This window comes from Halobacillus sp. K22 (assembly GCF_052246795.1).
Taxonomy (GTDB): Bacteria; Bacillota; Bacilli; order Bacillales; family Halobacillaceae; genus Halobacillus.
The window spans coordinates 141,218-161,490 of the sequence record NZ_JBQQCN010000001.1 but is presented as its reverse complement, the minus strand read 5'-3'; the positions used below and the strand labels follow the sequence as shown (position 1 = coordinate 161,490).

General features: G+C 39.8%; 16 protein-coding genes and 5 tRNA genes. 20 read left to right on the top strand and 1 reads right to left on the bottom strand.

Translation table 11 applies throughout. The features are described from left to right. Positions 1–167 precede the first annotated feature (167 nt). The 20 genes from ACTWPM_RS00825 (at position 168) to ACTWPM_RS00730 (ending at position 19,302) form a co-directional block, all read left to right on the top strand. A complete protein-coding gene (locus ACTWPM_RS00825; RefSeq protein WP_443131164.1) occupies positions 168–788 on the top strand; it encodes an NfeD family protein in 621 nt (206 codons plus the stop codon). A gap of 633 nt (positions 789–1,421) precedes the next feature. After that, complete coding sequence (locus ACTWPM_RS00820; protein WP_443131163.1) at positions 1,422–3,059, top strand: Na/Pi cotransporter family protein; 1,638 nt, start codon at positions 1,422–1,424, stop codon at positions 3,057–3,059. A 793-nt stretch (positions 3,060–3,852) separates the two neighbouring features. Continuing rightward, positions 3,853–3,929: transfer RNA gene (locus tag ACTWPM_RS00815), tRNA-Met, on the top strand. A 29-nt stretch (positions 3,930–3,958) separates the two neighbouring features. Then, positions 3,959–4,034, top strand: a tRNA-His gene (locus ACTWPM_RS00810). Between the two features lie 3 nt (positions 4,035–4,037). After that, positions 4,038–4,114: transfer RNA gene (locus ACTWPM_RS00805), tRNA-Ile, on the top strand. Positions 4,115–4,128: 14 nt separating this feature from the next. Continuing rightward, positions 4,129–4,221 (top strand) — tRNA-Ser (locus ACTWPM_RS00800). Positions 4,222–4,278: 57 nt separating this feature from the next. Further along, positions 4,279–4,351: transfer RNA gene (locus ACTWPM_RS00795), tRNA-Phe, on the top strand. Positions 4,352–4,568: 217 nt separating this feature from the next. Further along, positions 4,569–5,183, top strand: coding sequence for a superoxide dismutase (locus ACTWPM_RS00790; protein ID WP_443131162.1), 615 nt, complete (start codon positions 4,569–4,571; stop codon positions 5,181–5,183). A 104-nt stretch (positions 5,184–5,287) separates the two neighbouring features. Continuing rightward, a complete protein-coding gene (locus tag ACTWPM_RS00785; RefSeq protein WP_443131161.1) occupies positions 5,288–6,523 on the top strand; it encodes an MFS transporter in 1,236 nt (411 codons plus the stop codon). A 91-nt stretch (positions 6,524–6,614) separates the two neighbouring features. Further along, entirely contained in the window at positions 6,615–8,765 is a 2,151-nt protein-coding gene (locus tag ACTWPM_RS00780) for a peptidoglycan D,D-transpeptidase FtsI family protein (protein WP_443131160.1), read from the top strand. A gap of 598 nt (positions 8,766–9,363) precedes the next feature. Further along, a complete protein-coding gene (gene ltrA, locus ACTWPM_RS00775; RefSeq protein ID WP_443131159.1) occupies positions 9,364–10,605 on the top strand; it encodes a group II intron reverse transcriptase/maturase in 1,242 nt (413 codons plus the stop codon). Positions 10,606–10,842: 237 nt separating this feature from the next. Further along, a complete protein-coding gene (locus tag ACTWPM_RS00770) occupies positions 10,843–11,874 on the top strand; it encodes a phosphate ABC transporter substrate-binding protein PstS family protein (protein WP_443131158.1) in 1,032 nt (343 codons plus the stop codon). A 78-nt stretch (positions 11,875–11,952) separates the two neighbouring features. Beyond that, positions 11,953–12,900, top strand: a complete 948-nt coding sequence (gene pstC / locus ACTWPM_RS00765; RefSeq protein ID WP_443131157.1) for a phosphate ABC transporter permease subunit PstC — start codon at positions 11,953–11,955, stop codon at positions 12,898–12,900. Continuing rightward, positions 12,900–13,778: a phosphate ABC transporter permease PstA gene (pstA, locus tag ACTWPM_RS00760; RefSeq protein WP_443122073.1), complete on the top strand. Its 879-nt coding sequence runs from the start codon at positions 12,900–12,902 to the stop codon at positions 13,776–13,778. The genes pstC and pstA overlap by 1 nt, the downstream gene beginning before the upstream one ends. A 23-nt stretch (positions 13,779–13,801) precedes the next feature. After that, positions 13,802–14,653 carry a phosphate ABC transporter ATP-binding protein PstB gene (pstB, locus tag ACTWPM_RS00755; protein WP_443131156.1) on the top strand — a complete coding sequence of 284 codons (852 nt, stop codon included), beginning with the start codon at positions 13,802–13,804 and terminating at the stop codon, positions 14,651–14,653. A 23-nt stretch (positions 14,654–14,676) separates the two neighbouring features. Further along, the gene (gene phoU, locus ACTWPM_RS00750) at positions 14,677–15,339 is read left to right on the top strand and encodes a phosphate signaling complex protein PhoU (protein WP_443131155.1); all 663 of its coding nucleotides are present in this window, start codon (positions 14,677–14,679) and stop codon (positions 15,337–15,339) included. A 210-nt stretch (positions 15,340–15,549) separates the two neighbouring features. After that, positions 15,550–15,699 (top strand): 50S ribosomal protein L33, encoded by a 150-nt coding sequence (gene rpmG, locus ACTWPM_RS00745; protein WP_014643761.1) that lies wholly within the window; start codon positions 15,550–15,552, stop codon positions 15,697–15,699. Positions 15,700–15,802: 103 nt separating this feature from the next. After that, the gene (locus ACTWPM_RS00740) at positions 15,803–16,372 is read left to right on the top strand and encodes a 5-formyltetrahydrofolate cyclo-ligase (RefSeq protein WP_443131154.1); all 570 of its coding nucleotides are present in this window, start codon (positions 15,803–15,805) and stop codon (positions 16,370–16,372) included. A 90-nt stretch (positions 16,373–16,462) separates the two neighbouring features. Continuing rightward, entirely contained in the window at positions 16,463–17,425 is a 963-nt protein-coding gene (locus ACTWPM_RS00735; RefSeq protein WP_443131153.1) for an L-lactate dehydrogenase, read from the top strand. A gap of 344 nt (positions 17,426–17,769) precedes the next feature. After that, positions 17,770–19,302: a rhomboid family intramembrane serine protease gene (locus ACTWPM_RS00730; RefSeq protein ID WP_443131152.1), complete on the top strand. Its 1,533-nt coding sequence runs from the start codon at positions 17,770–17,772 to the stop codon at positions 19,300–19,302. On the opposite strand, the gene ACTWPM_RS00725 is transcribed toward ACTWPM_RS00730, so the two are convergent. Further along, on the bottom strand, positions 19,296–20,156 hold the full coding sequence (locus ACTWPM_RS00725; RefSeq protein ID WP_443131151.1) for a hypothetical protein: 861 nt from the start codon (positions 20,154–20,156) through the stop codon (positions 19,296–19,298). The two genes, ACTWPM_RS00730 and ACTWPM_RS00725, sit on opposite strands and share 7 nt — an antisense overlap. Positions 20,157–20,273: the final 117 nt, after the last annotated feature.

Sequence of the window (20,273 nt, the reverse complement as noted above, 5' to 3'; positions counted from 1 at the left end):
ATTCAAATGTAAAACTATTGTAAATGCTTCTGTTTTACATACCCAAGTTTAACAAATTATATTATGGAGTAAGCAAATAGTAAACTCAAACGATATTTAATGAAACGAAAGTAAAGACTTAATCGTACATATAGTAATTAGAAGATAAACGGGAGGATGTGTTCATCGTGCTTGCATTTGATTGGATCGCTTTGTTTATAACCTTTTTAGGTACCATGTTTTTAATCGGTGAACTGCTGGTTAATATGAAAGGAATCTTTGCGATTATTGGTTTTGGTTTTATTACAGTGTATTTTTCCAGTTACTTAGCCACAGATATGTTTATAGTCATGATGCTTGTCTACTTTCTTGGGATTATACTTATGGTGATTGATGGTAAGCTCATAAACGATGGTACCCTTGCCACTATTGGAGCCGCAGTAATGGTAATTGCGGTTGGTTTCAGCGCGCCAAACTGGGTTGCTGGCTTGTACAGTGTTATTGGAGTAATTCTTGGTGGAGCTGCTTCACTGCTGTTCCTTAAAGTATTTAAACACAGAAAGATGTGGACAAAAATTACACTCAGAGACCAATTATCCTCAGAGATGGGATACAATTCCATGAAAGAAAGTTATCAGTTCCTTATTGATAAAACTGGTAAGGCTTTGACTGACATGAGGCCGGTAGGGACAATTAAGATCGAGGAAGAAGACTATAGTGCTGTCTCTAATGGGCAGTGGATATCTAAAGATGATAATATCAAAGTGGTTTCTGTAGATGGAACAAAAATATTAGTCAAAAAGATTTAAAAAAATTAAACAAATATGATCTGCTGTTACTACTCCATACCCTATGACTTGGTAATACAAGTCATAGGGTATGGAGTTTTTATTATTAAAAAAAATTAACTAGGTTGTTGTGTAATTGCCATTTGCGCCAGAGTTAAAATGTTCCTCGGAAATTATAGAGATATATAGTTATTCACTATCCGTTTCAGGGACTGTTTTTTCTAATCATATAAAAGCTAATGACCGGTTGCTTGAAAATTTATAAAATGCATCTCGCTAGCAGGACTGATATTTGAATGGTTTAGATAAATTATCCATTTAATTAATCAGTCTGACAAAAGTGTTACCAGACGGTTGATGAAATAGAGACAAAAAACTCAGACGAGGAAAATGAAAAAATTAAATCACGAAAAAGCAGGCAATTAAAAACGCTTCTCTTAGTATGGATTTCTATAGCGTAGAGTTTTTCATAAGTTCTTTTAAGATCCTAATAACAAACAAATATTACCTCTCTATAATTTGAATGTAAATTTAATGTTAAGATTCTCAGATATCCTTTACAAATAAAATATCTTTCGTTAATAATGAGAAAGGTGTTTTAAAAAAAAGAGAGAGAAACTGTAGAAACTTGGATGAAGAAAGGGTGGGGACTAAATGGAGATAGACGTTCAAAAAATGATATTTGAATTTATTGGCGGTCTTGGTATCTTCCTATTTGGTATAAAGTATATGGGAGACGGACTGCAGAAGGTAGCTGGCGATCGCTTACGTGAAATGTTGGATCGCTTTACAAGCAACCCTCTTATGGGCGTGATTGCAGGTGCTGTAGTAACCATTCTGGTTCAAAGCAGCTCAACCACGACGGTTTTAACGGTAGGCCTGGTAAACGCTGGGTTTATGACGTTCAGGCAGGCTATTGGAGTCATAATGGGAGCTAATATCGGGACTACCTTTACAGCATTCATTATTGGTATTGATATAAAAGCATATGGTCTTCCAATATTAGCAGTAGGTTCCTTAATGATATTCTTCTTTAAAAATAAAAAAGTAACCAACCTTGGACAGACGGTTTTTGGATTGGGTGCCCTGTTTTTCGGACTCGAAACTATGAGCGGCGGTATGAAACCACTTAGATCCTTAGAAGCTTTTAGAGAGCTTACACTAAGCATGAGTGAAAATCCGGTATTAGGAGTAGTAATAGGAACATTGTTCACTGTCATTGTACAAAGTTCTAGTGCTACCATAGGTATTTTGCAAGGATTGTTTGGAGAAGGACTGGTAGATATCCAAGCAGCACTACCTGTGCTTTTTGGTGATAATATCGGAACAACCATTACCGCTGTTATAGCGGCTATCGGCGCCAGTGTCGGCGCAAAAAGAGCTGCATTCGTCCACGTTATATTTAACGTGCTGGGTGCCACTGTGTTTCTCCTGTTGCTCAAACCATTTACAGCCTATGTAGAATGGTTACAAGGATATCTAAACTTAGGGCCTGAAATGACTATTGCCTTTGCACACGGATCTTTTAACATTGCGAATACAGTAGTGCAATTTCCATTCGTAGCTGTTCTAGCCTGGATAGTAATTAAATTAGTCCCCGGTGAAGATTCCCTAATTGAATTTAAGCCGCAGCATCTTGATCCGATTTTTATTGAGCAATCTCCTTCGCTTGCCCTTGATCAAGCAAAAGAAGAGGTAGTTCGAATGGGACAGTACGCATACAAAGGGCTGGAAGAGACGAGTCTTTATTTAAATAATAAACAGCAAAAACATTCAGAAATTGCGATGCAGATAGAAGATGCGCTAAATAATTTGGATCGAAAGATAACAGATTATTTAATTGATTTATCTCAAGCTTCCTTAACTGACGAGGAAAGTCTTAAGCACTCAGCTTTGATGGATTCTGTTCGGGACCTTGAGCGGATTGGTGATCACTTTGAAAACATCATTGAACTTATCGATTATAAAAACTCAAATAAAGTTTACTTGACCCCTCAGGCTATTGATGACTTGAATACAATGTTTGACCTTACTTTAATGACTGTGAAACAAGCGACAAAAGCGCTTGAAACAATGAATAGGGAAGAAGCATTAGCGGTAGTTCAAAAAGAAAATGAACTAGATCGAATGGAACGCAGTTACCGTAAAAAACACATTATTCGCTTAAATGAAGGAGTCTGCACTGGACAAGCTGGTATCGTATTCGTCGATATGGTCAGCAACTTGGAGCGTATTGGTGACCACGCTGTTAATATTGCTGAAGAAGTCCTGGGAGAAAAAGAAAGTTTATAATCTTATAAAAAAACAGCTGAGCTAATTGCTTCAGCTGTTTTTTTAATAAATTCTGATAAATCTCCATGTTGATATTTACAAATATGCTTCCAATTTTATAAGAATCAGTTTTGAGAATCTTTATGGGAGGAAAGCCCCTTAAGAGCAAACATGAAAGAAAGGGCAAGTCGTACTATCATAATTGGATGTTAGGCACCAAGCAAGCCTGGAACTGGCGGAGATAAAGGAAACAAGGAGAGCGTAGCGATCTAGGGTTTGTTTAGTAGGGGAAGTCTCGATTGAGACTGGGGGATGGAGCAGAATAGCCCACTTGCTGAAATTTATTCTCTTATTCTGCCGCTATACATAGAGGAGAACAAGTGCGGAAGAAGGGGTTAAGAAGGGAAAATGCTCAAATGCGGAATTGCTTCGAAAGCCACAATTAGCATAAGCCGAGCGTCAAAAGGATTGTTTTTTTCAATCCTTTGAGGAGTGACTTATTTCTAGATTGTTCCGGTGATGGTACAGGAGTAGTAATTTCCTCATGAACAAAATTTCTTCTATGGAAACGGACTCAACATATATCACAAAATTGAGTTTCACAGTACCGGCCCTTTGTTGAATAAGACGCTTATAAAAGAATCACCAACAAAGTTTAACAGAGCTTTTAAAAAAAGTCTTGCAAGCTTAATGAGACCATGCTATATTATTCCTGTCGCTAATTTCAGCGCAAAAAAAGTTGTTGACAAAGCATTAGATACATGATAAATTATTAAATGTCGCTTCAAACAAGATTTACTCATTTTTACTTTATGGCGGTGTAGCTCAGCTGGCTAGAGCGTACGGTTCATACCCGTGAGGTCGTGGGTTCGATTCCCTCCACCGCCACCATTTATTACATAATTAAAACTTTCATTACGGCGGTTGTGGCGAAGTGGTTAACGCACCGGATTGTGGTTCCGGCATTCGTGGGTTCGATTCCCATCAGCCGCCCCATGGGGACCCTTAGCTCAGCTGGTTAGAGCTATCGGCTCATAACCGATCGGTCGCAGGTTCGAGTCCTGCAGGGTCCACCATTTATTTATCATACGGAGGAGTACCCAAGTTTGGCTGAAGGGAGCGGTCTTGAAAACCGCCAGGAGCTTAACGGCTCGCGGGGGTTCGAATCCCTCCTCCTCCGCCATGATACATATCGCTTGAATGAACAAAGCATTAAGTCAAGAAACTTATAGCAAATTACGGCTCGGTAGCTCAGTCGGTAGAGCAACGGACTGAAAATCCGTGTGTCGGCGGTTCGATTCCGTCCCGAGCCACTTTTATTATTCGTAAAAAACCAAGCCGATTGGCTTGGTTTTTTTATGTTTTAATTTATTCAATACGGGAAACCTTAATAGCGGAAGTCAAAAGTTTTCCAAACGGAATGCTGCATATTGTTTGCAAGTACAATTCCGGTTTGATAATGTAAAATCAAGAAGTTATGCAAACAGCATAATTTTGGTTTTACATATTAATTAAAGGAGGAGTTATACTATGGCCAAATTTGAACTACCAGAACTACCTTATGCTTACGATGCACTAGAACCTACCATCGATAAGGAAACTATGAACATCCACCATACGAAGCACCATAACACTTATGTGACTAAGCTTAACAATGCATTAGAAGGGCACGCAGATCTTCAGGACAAGTCACTGGAAGAATTGTTAGCTAACAATCTTGCAGCTGTACCGGAGGATATTCGCACGCCTGTACGCCGTAACGGTGGCGGACATGCAAACCACAGTCTTTTCTGGACAATCATGTCTCCAAATGGCGGTGGCGAACCAACAGGTGATTTAGCGACTGCAATTAATGATACTTTTGGAAGCTTGGATCAGTTTAAAGAAAAATTTGCAACAACTGCTAAAGGTCGTTTCGGTTCAGGCTGGGCCTGGTTAGTCGTTAATAACGGCAGCCTTGAAGTAATCGATACGCTAAATCAAGATTCACCGATTATGGAAGGTAAGACTCCAATCTTAGGACTAGACGTTTGGGAACATGCTTACTATCTGAATTACCAAAATCGTCGCCCAGACTACATTGCAGCATTCTGGAACGTAGTTAATTGGGATGAAGTAGCAAAACGTTACGATGCAGCAAAATAATTAGTTTTTAGAGAAAAGACCTGGATTTTCATCCAGGTCTTTTCTTTTTGTATATCTCTTTTTGTTCTGCCAACACTAATGTAGAACACAAAGGAGACATGGATATGGTGAGTAGGCTGCGAGCGTGGTTGAGCCACGAAAACGTTTCAAAAGATCTATTGTTGTTGCTTTTAATTGGAGGTTTATACTCCCTCGGGATTTTTTTATCCAGTACATTTGTGAATATTTATTTGTGGAAACAATCGAATAGTTATACGGACATTGCTCTATATAATTTGAGTATATATGTATTACAGCCCTTAACCTTTATATTTGCTGGCAAGTGTGCGAAACATATCGACAGAGTAATTGTGCTTCGTACAGGAGTGATCGTCCTTTCTTTGTTTTTCTTAACAGTTCTTATTGTAGGTGAAAACGCAGCTAAGTTTAATATCATGCTCGGAGCATTACTTGGAGTGGGGTATGGATTTTACTGGCTAGCCTACAACGTTTTAACTTTTGAGATAACCGAACCTGATACAAGAGACTTTTTTAATGGGTTTTTAGGCGTGTTGCAATCTTTAGGAGGGATGACCGGGCCGCTGCTCGCAGGTTTTATTATCTCTCGTTTAAACAACTTCACAGGATACACGGTTATTTTTGCAGTCTCATTTGGGCTGTTTATTGTTGCTGTTCTAGTTAGCTTTGGATTATCAAGAAGAAAAGCACAAGGAAATTTTTCGTTTCGGAGAATCATTAATGAAAGGAAAAATAATCTTAATTGGAAACGTATATTAAACGCACATGTATCCCAGGGGTTTCGAGAAGGGACTTTTTTATTTGCGGTGTCCATATGGATTTTCTTAATGACAAGAAATGAATTGTCCTTAGGTTTTTTTAATCTTGTGTACTCGGGGTTCTCCTTCCTGTTTTATTTTTTAGTTACTCGCCTTGTTAAACCCAGGCGGAGGAAAAAGGCTATTTTTATAGCAGGTCTTTCCCTCTACCTTAGTGTTTTGATTTTACTGGTAAGTAAAAGCATGCCTTTGTTATTACTATACGGTGCAATTGCAGGGATCTTTTTTCCATTGTTGTACGTTCCTTATATATCTTTAACTTATGATGTCATCGGAAAGTCGTGGAACGCTGGTGAGATGAGAATTGAATACATTGTAGTCAGGGAAATCTTTTTAAATATGGGAAGAGTCCTTTCCATTGTTATATTTTTGCTTGCGATTGTTGTCATTCCTCCTGAGACAGGAATTCCGTATATATTGCTGCTTGTCGGAGGCGGGCACTTTTTAATTTATTTCTTCATAAAAGATATAGATACGAAAATAGTTCAGTCTTCTCACAATTGAAACTATCTTCCCACATAGCATGTCTATTATATAGGAGTAAAATAATGCTATAATATAGGAAGAATTTTGTGGAAATTGGGGGAGGACATTGATGAACAGCGATAAGAATTCAGGAAAGAAAAAAACCCACCTTCCTTTTCGCTTGAATATTGTTTTTTTCATTGTATTTTTATTATTCGGAGCGATTATCCTTCAGCTTGGGGTAGTTCAAATCCTTAATGGAGAAGAAGCCCAGGATGAAATTGATCGAACAGAAAATACAACAACGAATATACCTGTGCCAAGAGGAGAAATGTACGATCGCTATGGAAGGGTAGTGGTCAACAATGAACCTCTGTATTCGATAACTTATACTCCTCCTAAGGGTGTAAAACAACAAGATCGTCTAGAGCTGGCTGAAAAGCTGGCTAAGTATATTAGCATGGAGTTTGAGGACAGGCTTAGCACTCGGGACTTAAAAGAATATTTCTTTTTGGAAAATAGAGAAGAAGTAGTTAAGCGTATAGCAGATAAAAGTACAGAGAACATGGATAATGGTGAAATTTACCAGCTTCAGCTTGACAGTATAAAAGAATCTGAAGTAAGTTCTTATGACGATCAAACTAAGGAAGTTATCGCCATTAAAAAAGAATTGGATAAAGCATACGCTCTGTCTCCTCACATTATAAAGAATTCAGACATTTCTTATGAAGAATATTCTTCAGTGGCGGAGCATTTGGGGACTCTCCCTGGAATAAACGTTACTTCTGACTGGGAAAGAGAATATCTATATGGAAATACTTTCAGAAGTTATATAGGGAACATAACCTCTAGAGAGCAGGGAATCCCTCGCGATAATTTAGATTACTTTATGGCATTGGACTACAGCAGAAACGATCGGGTTGGAACGAGCGGTCTTGAACAGCAGTATGAACAGGTGTTAAAGGGAACTAAAGAAAAAGTTCAGTATGAAATTGATAAAAATAACGATGTAGTTGATTCAAAAGTGGTCCGTGAAGGGGAGAGGGGGAAAGATTTAGTTCTCACTCTCGACGTGGAATTTCAGGAAAAAGTAGACCAAATATTGCGTGAAGAACTAGAGAGTGCTATCCAGCAGGCACCTAATGAGAATAAGCATCTTGAGAATTCAGTAGCCGTGGTGTCTAATCCCAAAACTGGTGAGATTCTAGCCATTTCTGGCCAAAAGTATAATCGAAACTTGGAAGAAGGAGAAGAGCGTTTCTCGGACACCTCTTACCAGGCGGTCTATAATGCTTATATGTCGGGTTCTACGGTCAAAGGGGCAACGATTTTAACCGGTTTACACGAGGGAGCTATTGACCCTGGACAGACTGTAAATGACCGTGCCATAAAAATCTCTTCTGACCGGGAGAAGGCATCCTATACTCCTAATATAGGAGTTGTGGATGATATAGAGGCTATTCAACAGTCATCCAACGTTTATATGTATTTTCTTGCCATGTATTTAGGTAAAGAATTTGATTACCAATATGGACGGCCTATTAGTTTGCAAAATGATACCTTTCAAACCTTTTTGTATAACTTTAATCAATTTGGTTTAGGGGTGGAAACAGGTCTTGATTTCCCATACGAAGCAATCGGCTTTGAAGGAGATAACCCGGCAGATGGTAATATCCTGGACTTTGCGATTGGTCAGTACAGCACTTACACGGCCATGCAGTTAAATCAGTACGTATCTACCATAGCCAATGGAGGTAGCAGACTTAAAATGAAGCTGGTAAAGCAAATCCACGATCCTTCGACTTCTTCAGAAGGGTTAGGACCAATCTATAAAGAGTACACACCCGAAATCATTAACCAGCTGGAAATGGACTCTACCTACATTGAACGTGTGCAAGAAGGGTTCAGGCAGGTATTCCAAACGAGTGAAGGTACAGCAAGCAGCGTGTTTTCCGATCCCCCTTATGCTAAATATAATATGGCAGGTAAAACAGGAACAGCAGAAGCGTCTAAATCTATACCTGTAAATGGAGGGGACTCCTATCGTCTGGAGGATAACTTATTGAATAAAACTTTAATCGGTTATGCTCCGCACAATGATCCTGAAATTGCTTTCTCTGTTGTTACTCCATACTTGGGTAATGATACTCCCACCACCAGTGTTAGTAATAAGATCGGAGCACGTATAGGAAAAGCTTATTTCGATTTAAAGGAAAAAAGAGAAAAAGAAGGTGTCGGAGCACAACCATCTGAGCAAAACACTGAAGAAACAACGGAATAATAAATATATAAATTGATTAAAGGCTAACCGAATCCCTTTCGGCTAGCCTTTTTTGTGTGCCCGGCATGGGTATAAACTCTAGGGTTCAAGTCCCGAACGGCGAAGGTCGTTGTAGCTGTTAGTCAAAGGCAAGGGTGTCCAGGGAGACCTGGAATCTGAAGGAAGCTGAAGACAAATTTCCGCCCCGAGGAATACGAATCTCATAGAAGGCTGTCTGTCTGGGAGGAGTCTGCAAAACAAGACGAAGCCCCAACGACCAAAGGGGCAGGCAGTAAATGAGACGGGGATATGGAAAGGAAGTTTATACCTTTACCCGGGGAGGTCTGATGGACAAGCCGTACACATGCGGTAACCGATTCCTAAGGAATCGCTGAACCATCAGAAGTCAGCCGAAGCCATAGTACCTTATCTTCCGGAAGGTGAGGGAAGGGCCGAATCATAAAAATGAGTACCATTTCTCTGGCGTACGCATCATCTGATGACACAGAATATATCAACCAATTACGAGAGAGAAGTGAAGTCTTCGAGGGCGTAACTGGGGTGGAAGATCGATGCCACACAATAGAACGAAATGGTCACGTGGAGGGTAAGCGAAAATATGTTGGAAAGCATCCTACACCGAAACAATATGAATGCCGCCTATCTCAAGGTGACTAAGAATAAAGGAAGTCATGGCGTTGATGGGGTTGCCACCTCCGAACTGAAAACTCAGATTTCGGAAGAATGGGACACCATCCACGATCAACTTCTGAAGGGTACGTATCAACCGTCTCCCGTCCGTCGAGTCGAAATCCCGAAATCGAACGGAGGCAACCGGAAGTTAGGTATCCCAACGGTGATGGATCGTACGATCCAACAAGCGCTTAATCTCTATCTTCAATCGATGTATGACCCAACGTTTTCCACACAAAGTTATGGATTCCGGCCGGGAAAGCGAGCACATGATGCGATGAGACAGGCGAAGTCCTACATCAATGAAGGATACACCTGGGTGGTGGACATCGACCTCGAGAAATTCTTCGACCGAGTGAACCACGACCGCTTGATGCGAACGCTAAGCTTCCGCATTAAAGACCCTCGGGTGCTTAGTCTTATCCGAAAATATCTTCAAGCAGGCATTATGGAAGGTGGGCTTACGACCCCAAACCGAAAAGGAACACCTCAGGGAAGTCCATTAAGCCCTCTTCTTTCTAATATTGTGCTCGATGAACTGGACAAAGAACTTGAATGCAGAGGGATTCGCTACGTTCGGTTTGCCGATGACTGCCAAATGTATGCAGGTTCCAAACGCGCCGCTGAGCGAATCCTCAGGAATATGACAACTTTCCTCGAAAAGACGTTAAAACTCAAGGTAAACCGAGAGAAAAGTGCGGTGAGCCGCCCGTGGAAACGTAAGTTTCTCGGGTTCAGCTTTACACCTTCGGTGAAAGGGAAGGCTAGAGTGCGCGTCCATAAGGATTCGGTTCACAAGGCCAAACAACGTCTACGCCAATTGACAAGTCGAAAGTGGAGTGCCGATATGAAATACCGAATTAAGAAAATCAATGAATTTCTTACCGGATGGTATAACTACTTTCAGTTGGCCGAAACGCCTTCTGTCTTCAAAAGAATGATGGAATGGTTGAGAAGAAGACTCCGAATGATTCGATGGAAAGAATGGAAGTTGCCCAAGACGAAGGTGAAGAATTTAATAGCCCTGGGAGTGACAAAGGCGAAAGCCTATGAATGGGGAAACACAAGAAAAGGCTACTGGCGTATAGCCAGCAGCCCTATTCTCCACCGCACACTCGATGATCATTATTGGCAACGTATGGGTTTGAAATCATTGAAAGCACGTTGAATTTTATGAAACCGCCGTATACGGAACCGTACGTACGGTGGTGTGAGAGGACGAAGGTTAGTCACCTCCTCCTACTCGATTATGCTTTAAAAATAAAAAATACGATAAAAACCGACCAATTTACAAAACCTTTACGTTTGATTTATATGTCCTTAAAACTCTGTCTTTAATATATAGGATGTGAGTTGGTCAAGCCGGCATCACATAATACATGTTTAGAAATAGGGGGAGAAAGAAATGAAAAACTTTAAAAGTTTAGCACTAATGTTTGCATTTATTTTAGTGCTTGGAGTACTTGCCGCATGCGGCGGTTCTGGCGACAATGCTAGCGGAGAAGGAGAAAACGGTTCTGAAAACTCTAGCACGGAAGAAAGTTCAGGCAGTGAGGGCAGTTCTTCTGAAGAATCTGGAGAAGAAGTTTCTGGTCCAATCGCAATTGACGGTTCTTCTACTGTGTACCCAATCATGGAAAACCTAACGTATAGCTATCGTGAAGAGGCTCCAGAAGTTGAAACATCTCTAAACAGCTCAGGTTCCGGTGGTGGTTTCAAAAAATCCACTAAAGGTGAAATTGACCTAAGTAATGCTTCCCGTGAAATTAAAGAAGAAGAGAAGAAACAAGCAGAGGAAAATGGGGTTCAGCTTGAGCCTCTAGAACTTGCATTCGATGGTCTTTCTGTAACAGTAAGTTCAAAAAACGATTTTGTTGAAAACCTAACCATTGAACAGCTTAGACAGATCTTCCTTGAATCTTCTGATGCACAAATGTGGTCTGACATCAATCCGGACTGGCCTGAAGAGCAAATTGAAATTTTCGCTCCAGGACATGATTCAGGTACTTTCGATTACTTCAACGAAGTAGTTCTAGAAGAGAAACCAATGAAAGAAGGAGAAAATACTACTCTTTCTGAAGATGATAATACTCTAGTACGTGGTATTGAAAACAATCCTAACGCTATTGGGTTCTTCGGCTATGCTTACTATGCAGCGAATAAGGATTCTCTTAAAGTGCTAGGGATTGCTGAAGGGGATGCTGAACCTGTAAAACCTTCTGGTGAAACAATTCAAAATGGCTCTTATACACCACTATCACGACCACTATTCACTTATGTGAATGTAGAGGCATATAAAAACAAACCACAAGTTCGTGACTTTGTGGAGTACACTTTAAACAATGCAGGAAAAGCTGCTGAAGAAGTTGGATATGTTGCTCTTCCTGAAGAAAAATACCAAGAACAGCTTGACAAGGCAAAAAGCTGGGCTGAGTAATTGAATTTTAAAATCTAAAAGGGTAGGTGGGACCAGGTACTGGTCTCACCTTGCCTTATGGATGAGAGGAGTTTGACAATGGACAAAGGTTTACAATCAGAGGGAAATAAATTGAATGTCCAGGATTTAATTGAAAGAAATAAACAAAAGACCACTTTTGGACAGCGTATAGAGAAGGTTATCCCGTGGTTTTTACTATTGTGCGCTATTATCAGTGTATTAACAACCATCGGTATTTTATTTACTTTATTACGTGAGTCGATCGGTTTCTTTTCTAATGTGTCTATGATTGATTTCTATACAGGGACAAGCTGGTCTCCGTGGTCTGGTGAATATGGAGTGGCGCCTCTTATCGGAGGAACTTTACTTATTACACTGATTGCCACAGTAACTGCTGTACCGTTAGGTCTTATGTCTGCCATATTTTTGAGTGAGTACGCTAATGACAAAGTTAGACGTGTTATCAAACCTATCTTAGAGGTTTTAGCAGGAATCCCTACGGTCGTTTATGGTTACTTTGCTTTAACGTTCGTAACACCCATGTTCCAAAGTATTATTCCAGATCTCGGCATTTTCAACGCTTTAAGCGGTGGATTTGTTGTTGGTATTATGATTATTCCTATGGTGGCTTCTTTATCGGAGGATGCCATGAACTCTGTGCCAAATGCACTTCGTGAAGGAGCATACGGCCTTGGAGCAACAAAGCTTGAGGTGGTATATAAGGTAGTACTTCCAGCGGCGCTCTCTGGAATTGTGGCTTCGATTGTACTCGCAATTTCTCGAGCAATCGGTGAAACGATGATTGTAACGATTGCGGCTGGAGCTACGCCGAACTTAACGTTTGACCCTACAGAGTCTATTCAGACAATGACAGCTTTTATTGTACAGGCTGCCACGGGGGATACAACGTTTGGCTCTACGATCTATTACAGTTTATATGCAGTTGGAATGACGTTATTCGTATTCACTCTGGGTATGAACTTGTTAGCACAGTATATTTCACGTAAGTTCAGGGAGGAATATTAATGCTTGGACAAAATGAAGAAGGCATCAAGAAACGGATGGAAGGAAGAGTATTAAAAAATAAGATTATGATGGGGCTGTTCTTTCTAGCTACCTCGGTGGGTCTTATTTTTCTAGTACTGCTTTTTTACCGCGTATTGACTCAAGGAATTGGTTATTTAAGCTGGGATTATCTTACAAGTGGTCCAGCTCCTTACCCAGAAGAGGCAGGAATCTGGATAGGGATGATAGGTTCAATTATGTTAATGGCTATAGTTGCGATCTTCTCTGTTATTATCGGGGTAGCTTCAGCCATTTATTTAGAAGAATATGCTTCGCAAAACAAATTTACTGAATTTATTAGAGTGAACATCTCAAACCTGGCAGGGGTTCCTTCCATTGTGTTTGGTTTACTAGGTCTTACATTCTTTGTTTATATTTTTAACTTTGGATATACGCTAATTGCCGGAGGTTTAACGATGGCGTTGCTGATTCTTCCGGTTATTGTGGTGGCTTCTCAGGAAGCTTTAAGGTCTGTACCTATTGACTTGCACCAGGCTTCATTAGGAATGGGGGCATCTAAATGGCAGACAATTGCTCGCGTGATTCTGCCCGCAGCGCTACCAGGAATATTAACGGGTACGATAATTGCCCTTTCAAGAGCTATAGGCGAAACAGCCCCATTAATAATTGTAGGAGCTGCTACAGCCATTTATGCGCTTCCGGACTCTTTGCTTGCAAAATATACGGCTATGCCTATCCAGATTTATAATTGGACCGCAAGACCGCAAGAGGAATGGCAGTTTGTTGCCGGAGCTGGAATTATCATACTCTTAGCCGTTCTGCTATTGATGAACTCGATTGCCGTATTGATTCGTAATAAATTTCAACAGCGTCTTTAATCAAGGATGAGGAGGGTTTCACAATGACTAAAATCAGTGAAGAAACACAGGAGAAAAGGACAGGGGGCGTAACTTCAAAACCTGTCGTTGAGAAAAAAGAGAAACAGAAAAAAACAGAGGTTAAAAATGTCATGCAAGTGGATGATTTGAATTTATGGTATGGAAGCAATCAAGCTCTCTATGAAATCAATATGGACATCCCGGAGAAGCGGGTAACAGCTATTATTGGACCTTCTGGGTGTGGTAAATCCACCTTTATAAAAACGTTAAACCGCATGGTGGAAATGGTGCCGATTGTTAAAACTTCCGGCTCCATTAAATATCGTGACCAAGATATTTTTAGTGGAAACTTTAAACAGGAATATCTAAGAACTAAAGTAGGAATGGTCTTTCAATCCCCGAACCCATTTCCAAAGTCGGTATATGATAATGTAGCTTATGGGCCACGAGTACACGGAATTAAGAAAAAAGAAGTTCTCGATGAGATTGTTGAAAAAAGCTTAAAGGATGCTGCCATTTGGGATGAATTGAAAGACCGTCTGGATGCAAATGCGTATGGTCTTTCCGGTGGTCAGCAGCAGCGTGTATGTATTGCTCGTGCACTTGCCGTTGAACCTGACGTGATTCTGATGGATGAGCCAACTTCCTCCCTGGATCCGATCTCTACATCAAAAGTAGAGGAACTTGTCCAGGAGCTTAAGAAGAAATATAGTATTATTATTGTGACGCACAACATGCAGCAAGCTGCCCGTATTTCTGATAAAACGGCTTTTTTCCTGAACGGAGAATTAGTTGAGTTCGCTGAAACAGACGATTTGTTCCAAAACCCTCAAGATAAGCGGACTGAAGATTATATTACAGGACGGTTCGGTTAAGAACGAGAGTGAGGGGGAAGATAATGGTTTCTATACGCCACCATTTTGAAGAAGAACTAAATGATCTGAAAGAAAAGATAAAAGAACTTGCTCTTGACTCTAAGTATTCACTGGATACTGCGATCCATGTTTTTTATCAGGGAGATGTAAGTAAAGCCAAAGAAATCATTGAAGATGATGCAATTATTGATGCCAAGGAAGATAAAATAAACGAAGATGCGATTTTGCTAATTGCTAAACAGCAGCCTGTCGCTCGGGATTTAAGACGTTTAATAACAGCCATCAAAATATCATCTGATTTGGAACGTATGGCTGACCACGGCACGAATATTGCAAAGGCTACCATTCACCTGGGCGAGGAGCATGGAATTGAGATTAATCCTGAGCTCAGAGAAATGGCTGTACTAGCCATGGATATGGTAGACTTAGCTATTAAAGCTTTTGAATATGAGGATATATCTTTAGCAAGTAAACTGGCAGAAATGGATGATGTGGTCGACAGGAAATATGGAGAAATTGTAAGGGAAACATTAGAATTAACTGCTATAAACCCACAGCAAATTCAACACATTATGCAAATTTCTTACGTGGCAAGATATATTGAACGCTTTGCCGATCACATTACGAATATAGGTGAAAATATATTCTACCTTGTAAAAGGTCAATCGTATGATTTAAATAAATAAGAAGCAAAAGGCTGTTCTTAATGAACAGCTTTTGCTTATCAAGAGAGAAGGTTGTAGTTTTAATCGCGGTATTTCTATTTAGTCAGAATCTCTAAGATACGTTTGGGCTCGCAAAATCATGCTTGAAACGATTAAGTTAATTTGTTAATATTAATAAAGTCTGATGAAATAGATGATATAGTGAAAAGATTGAATTTGGAGGGATAGACAATGCGTGTAAACATTACACTTGCTTGTACTGAAACAGGTGACCGTAATTATATTACTACAAAAAACAAACGTAAAAACCCTGAACGTTTGGAACTAAGTAAATACAGTCCCCGCCTAGGTAAACATACCTTGCACCGTGAGACTAAATAAAAACAGTAGGATTATTTCCTACTGTTTTTTTTATATCTAACGCTTCAAGAGAATAATACGTTTATCTATTTTAGATAGCCAATTTTAAAAGGAGATTGGAGTTATGGACAAAGTAGAGTGGAGGAAAATTGGAAAACGAACATTAAATAACCTTTCTAAAGATAATAAAGACTCGATTCAAACAGCTTTATATCAACATTTATTCAAAAGCGATCTATGGAAAAATGCGCAAACTATAGGAATGACCATCTCTCAGGAGCATGAATGGTCTACATACCCAATTATTGATCAGGCATGGAAGGAACATAAACAGGTAGTTGTTCCAAAGTGTATTCCTGAGACTAGAGAGATGAATTTCTATAAACTGGAAGACTATGGTCAGTTGGAGACGGTTTATTTCGGGTTAAAAGAACCTGATCCGGCAGTAGCAGAAAATGTGGAAAAGGATGAAATTCATTTACTTTTAGTGCCTGGACTGCTTTTTGATGATTATGGATACAGAATAGGTTATGGTGGGGGCTATTATGACAGGTTCTTGAATGAATTTTATGGAGAAACGATTATGATCGCTTCTGAAGCACAAAAGGTGCCTTCTGTGCCGATAGAGAAGTTTGACCAAAGAGTGGAGCATACACTTACCGAAAACGGGTTATCAAAAACAAGACGCCCTTAACAAAATATTCATGAAGAGTTAGCGTTCAGGGCTTATATTTTCTATTATATGATTTACAATGAAAGCACCATATTCAAGGGAGATGATGGAATGGAAAGAGTAAATCGGGTGGCCTTGGTAGGAACGGGCGCAGTAGGCTCAAGTTATGCGTTTGCTTTATTGAATCAAGGAGTTGCTGATGAATTAGTCCTTATTGATTTAAATAAGGATAAATCTGAAGGAGATGCCATGGATTTAAACCATGGATTAGCCTTTGCACCTTCCACCAAGAAAATTTGGTTTGGCAGTTACGATGACTGCAGTACCGCTGATATTGTTGTTATTACGGCCGGTGCTAACCAGAAGCCCGGGGAAACTCGCTTAGATCTACTTGAAAAAAATACATCAATTTTTAAGTCCATTGTTGATTCAGTTATGGCAAGCGGCTTTGACGGCATTTTCTTAGTAGCTACTAATCCAGTGGATATTCTAACTTATATGACTTGGAAGTTCTCAGGACTTCCTGTCCATCGAGTGATTGGCTCTGGAACAATATTGGATACAGCTAGACTAAGATTTCAATTAAGTGAGTACTTCGAAGTGGACTCTAAAAATATTCATGCTTATATCATGGGAGAGCATGGTGATTCTGAATTACCCGTTTGGAGTCATGCAAATGTGGCGGGACGTTCTGTATTTGATCGCATACAGGATCATCCTGAAACCTATCATGTAGAGGATCTCGACTCCATCTTTGCACAAGTTAGAGATGCTGCTTATCATATTATTGAGCGTAAAGGGGCAACCCACTACGGAATAGCTATGGGGCTCGTGCGCCTCACGCGTGCGATATTACACAATGAAAATGCTGTATTAACTATTTCAGGTTATTTACAAGGAGAGTATGAAGTAGAGGATTTGTATATTGGGGTGCCGGCGATCATTAATCGTAAAGGGATTAAAGAAGTGATTGAGTTAAACCTTGATTCTGAAGAGAAACAAAAATTCAGCAGATCCGCATCTATTTTAAAAGAGACGATGGAACCTGTCTTAAGAAAATATAAAGATGAATAACGAGGGGGGATCTGGTGAAAGATAGACTCATCGACTAATGCCAAAAATGAGGTGGATGAGTTGCGCCCTATTCTGAAATGGACTGCAGTAGTGAGCTCCGTTGTTTTTGGAGTTTATAAATTTCGTTATCGTTTACTGGATATTGTTACAAAAATACCTTTACTCAGAAGAGGTATGGTTAAGGCTTCAATGAGTGTTCCGTGGGTAAGAAGGAGATTACTTGCCCAGATGTTTCAAAGACGTTGACTTCAAGCTGCCATAAAGGCAGCTTTTTTTGTGAATCCTACTTATGGCGACTAATGATTTTATCGTGATATGATTAAAGGGATCAGGGAGGTGAGTCTATGTTTATCGAACAGGATTTTTATTTCTGGAAGGTAACTCATGACCTTGTGCTAAATCAAGGGTGTGAGGTTCTTCATATTAACACAGAACAAAAAGAAGCTTGGCTTGAATATGCAGGTAAGTGGAAAAACCATGTAATCCGAATAAAACATAAGCAGATAAATTGGAGAAATGAATTAAAAAGAGATCTTCAAGTTACATATCAACAGCTTAAGCAAAATAGGCAAATTTATCGTGGTGGGAATGTCATTCTGCACACCGTTTATGTTTCCGAATTTCCTCCTGTGGAGGAATGGGAAAATGTGGTTGTAGAAATGAATGAGGATAAGAAGCTAAAAGTACATTTATACTATTTTTCAGACGAACTTAAAAATAGCGAACGGAAGCGGTTTTATGAAGCCTTAAGACTAGAGGAGCCTATGCTGGAACAAAGGATATCACATAATGAAATGGAGGCCATGATTCCTTATTTAAAGCAGCAGATTGTATCCAGTCACCGGAAGAAGCAACAGGAAGTCCAGTCTTTATTCCAATTCGGCAAACCCATGATGACTTATATTTTATTAGCTGTGAATATTCTTTTATTCATGTTTGTGGAATCTCAAGGCAGTACGACATCCGTTTCTACATTAATTGAATTTGGGGCAAAGTATAACCCTGCCATCATGGAAGGAGAATGGTGGCGAATAGGCTCCTCCATGTTTCTTCATATAGGCTTGCTTCACTTACTTATGAACATGCTCGCTTTGTACTATATTGGCATTGCAGTAGAACGGATTTATGGAACCTGGCGTTTTTCAGTGATCTATCTGTTCGCCGGGGTTTTCGGAGGGGTTGCCAGCTTCATGCTAAATCCCCATGTAGCAGCCGGTGCCTCAGGAGCCATATTTGGATTATTTGGGGCTTTACTGTATTTTGGAGTTCGTCATAGCCAATTGTTTTTTAAAACGATGGGCTGGAATTTACTTTTTGTTATCGCTTTAAATATTGCATTTGGAATTATGGTGCCTCAAGTTGATAATGGCGCTCACATGGGAGGTTTGATTGGTGGTTTTATTGCTTCTGCCGCCTTTAATTTGCCAAAGCGAAACGACAAATGGGTCCAATTAACTGCGCTTTCTGGTTATATTATTCTTCTCTGTGCCATGGCTTTTATTGGAAGTGAAGGGCTATTTAACGGGGGCGAAAGAATGGGACAAGTACAGGAAACCCAGGATCTTAATGAACGTGGAAACTATACTCAAGTGGTTTCGATAACCACTGAAGCTTTGGCCGATCCTGGTAGATATGAAGCACAATTAAGATTTAATCGCTCCTACGCTTATAATAAATTAAGCGAGCCTGAAAAAGCGATTGAAGATTTACAAAAAGTTGTTGAGCTCTCCCCTGATATGGGAGAAGCTCATTATAATTTAGCGCTGCTTTATCAGCAGAAGGGAGAGAAAAATAAAGCTTCCGAGCATGCCCAAATAGCAGCAGACTTAAGACCTGAAAACCAAGATTTTCAGGACTTATCCGAGGAACTTCAGTAGTACTGAATCAATTGATGTTTTTTACCTCTATCGTCTTCAAACAGAACCATTAAATGTTTACCGTTATTATCAAAAAGAATTAATGGGATGTAACTTTGAATTGGATGAGAAGATTCGGCATCTGAAATGCCCATAATATAATTTTTATACAGTCCTTCCCATAACTGACCTTTTATACGTTCGTAGTTCTCTTCTGTAGTGCCTGGGAAGGGTTGTTCCTTAAATGCGCCAAGCTGTGTTAAAGGCACAAGGGTGTATTGATTTTTAGGAATTTGATAATACTCGAGCAATTCGTTCCATTGGGCTTCGATTTGTTGTGTAATGCTATGGTCCAGTGTCTCTTTCCACTCTTTTTCTTCAGGGGTGGAAGGTACATGAAAGGAGGACCGTTTGCTTAGCGGTGAATCAATTACATAGAGAGTGTCGCTAGAAGTAGCTTGAATACTCTTAATTGGTTCTTCTCCTTCATGGATTTCCCCATGATGAAAACTAATTGCTTCGTACCTTTGACTATCTTCTCCATGAAGGCTGGTTTTTTTGTGAATTACATCAGCATTTTCCTTCCACTTATTCATGATTCCTTTTAACCTTCCGTTAACATATATTAATGATACGTCTTGTCTTAAATACATAGACTGATTGCTCTTTGAGAGCATCTCCCATTTTATTTCGTACTCATCTTCATCTTGCTGAGACTCAAATTGTAATTTAGTTTCATAAGAACTAAATGCGCTTCCTTGAGCAAGTGGAAAGTATTTAATTACAGCATCATCTCGGAAATAATTTGAATATAGTGCAAGTACAATGACAAATACTAACGGAACGAATACCCAGTACAGCCATACTTTTTTCATAAGGTCACCTCCTTACGTCACCTATTCCAATGATTAAGCAGTATATAGATAGTTATGAAGGAAAAGAGGTGGACATGCGTTAAAAGTTAAGTAAGGTGGAACTCAATTCTTTTATAT

What these genes read in the sequence shown, in the direction of transcription:
- ACTWPM_RS00725 (WP_443131151.1), bottom strand. Translation starts at nt 20,156, where the DNA reads ATGAAAAAAGTATGGCTGTACTGGGTATTCGTTCCGTTAGTATTTGTC.
- rpmG (WP_014643761.1), top strand. Translation starts at nt 15,550, where the DNA reads ATGCGTGTAAACATTACACTTGCTTGTACTGAAACAGGTGACCGTAAT.
- pstB (WP_443131156.1), top strand. Translation starts at nt 13,802, where the DNA reads ATGACTAAAATCAGTGAAGAAACACAGGAGAAAAGGACAGGGGGCGTA.
- ACTWPM_RS00740 (WP_443131154.1), top strand. Translation starts at nt 15,803, where the DNA reads ATGGACAAAGTAGAGTGGAGGAAAATTGGAAAACGAACATTAAATAAC.
- ACTWPM_RS00735 (WP_443131153.1), top strand. Translation starts at nt 16,463, where the DNA reads ATGGAAAGAGTAAATCGGGTGGCCTTGGTAGGAACGGGCGCAGTAGGC.
- ACTWPM_RS00780 (WP_443131160.1), top strand. Translation starts at nt 6,615, where the DNA reads ATGAACAGCGATAAGAATTCAGGAAAGAAAAAAACCCACCTTCCTTTT.
- pstC (WP_443131157.1), top strand. Translation starts at nt 11,953, where the DNA reads ATGGACAAAGGTTTACAATCAGAGGGAAATAAATTGAATGTCCAGGAT.
- ACTWPM_RS00820 (WP_443131163.1), top strand. Translation starts at nt 1,422, where the DNA reads ATGGAGATAGACGTTCAAAAAATGATATTTGAATTTATTGGCGGTCTT.
- phoU (WP_443131155.1), top strand. Translation starts at nt 14,677, where the DNA reads ATGGTTTCTATACGCCACCATTTTGAAGAAGAACTAAATGATCTGAAA.
- ACTWPM_RS00790 (WP_443131162.1), top strand. Translation starts at nt 4,569, where the DNA reads ATGGCCAAATTTGAACTACCAGAACTACCTTATGCTTACGATGCACTA.
- ACTWPM_RS00770 (WP_443131158.1), top strand. Translation starts at nt 10,843, where the DNA reads ATGAAAAACTTTAAAAGTTTAGCACTAATGTTTGCATTTATTTTAGTG.
- ACTWPM_RS00785 (WP_443131161.1), top strand. Translation starts at nt 5,288, where the DNA reads ATGGTGAGTAGGCTGCGAGCGTGGTTGAGCCACGAAAACGTTTCAAAA.
- ACTWPM_RS00730 (WP_443131152.1), top strand. Translation starts at nt 17,770, where the DNA reads ATGTTTATCGAACAGGATTTTTATTTCTGGAAGGTAACTCATGACCTT.
- ltrA (WP_443131159.1), top strand. Translation starts at nt 9,364, where the DNA reads ATGTTGGAAAGCATCCTACACCGAAACAATATGAATGCCGCCTATCTC.
- pstA (WP_443122073.1), top strand. Translation starts at nt 12,900, where the DNA reads ATGCTTGGACAAAATGAAGAAGGCATCAAGAAACGGATGGAAGGAAGA.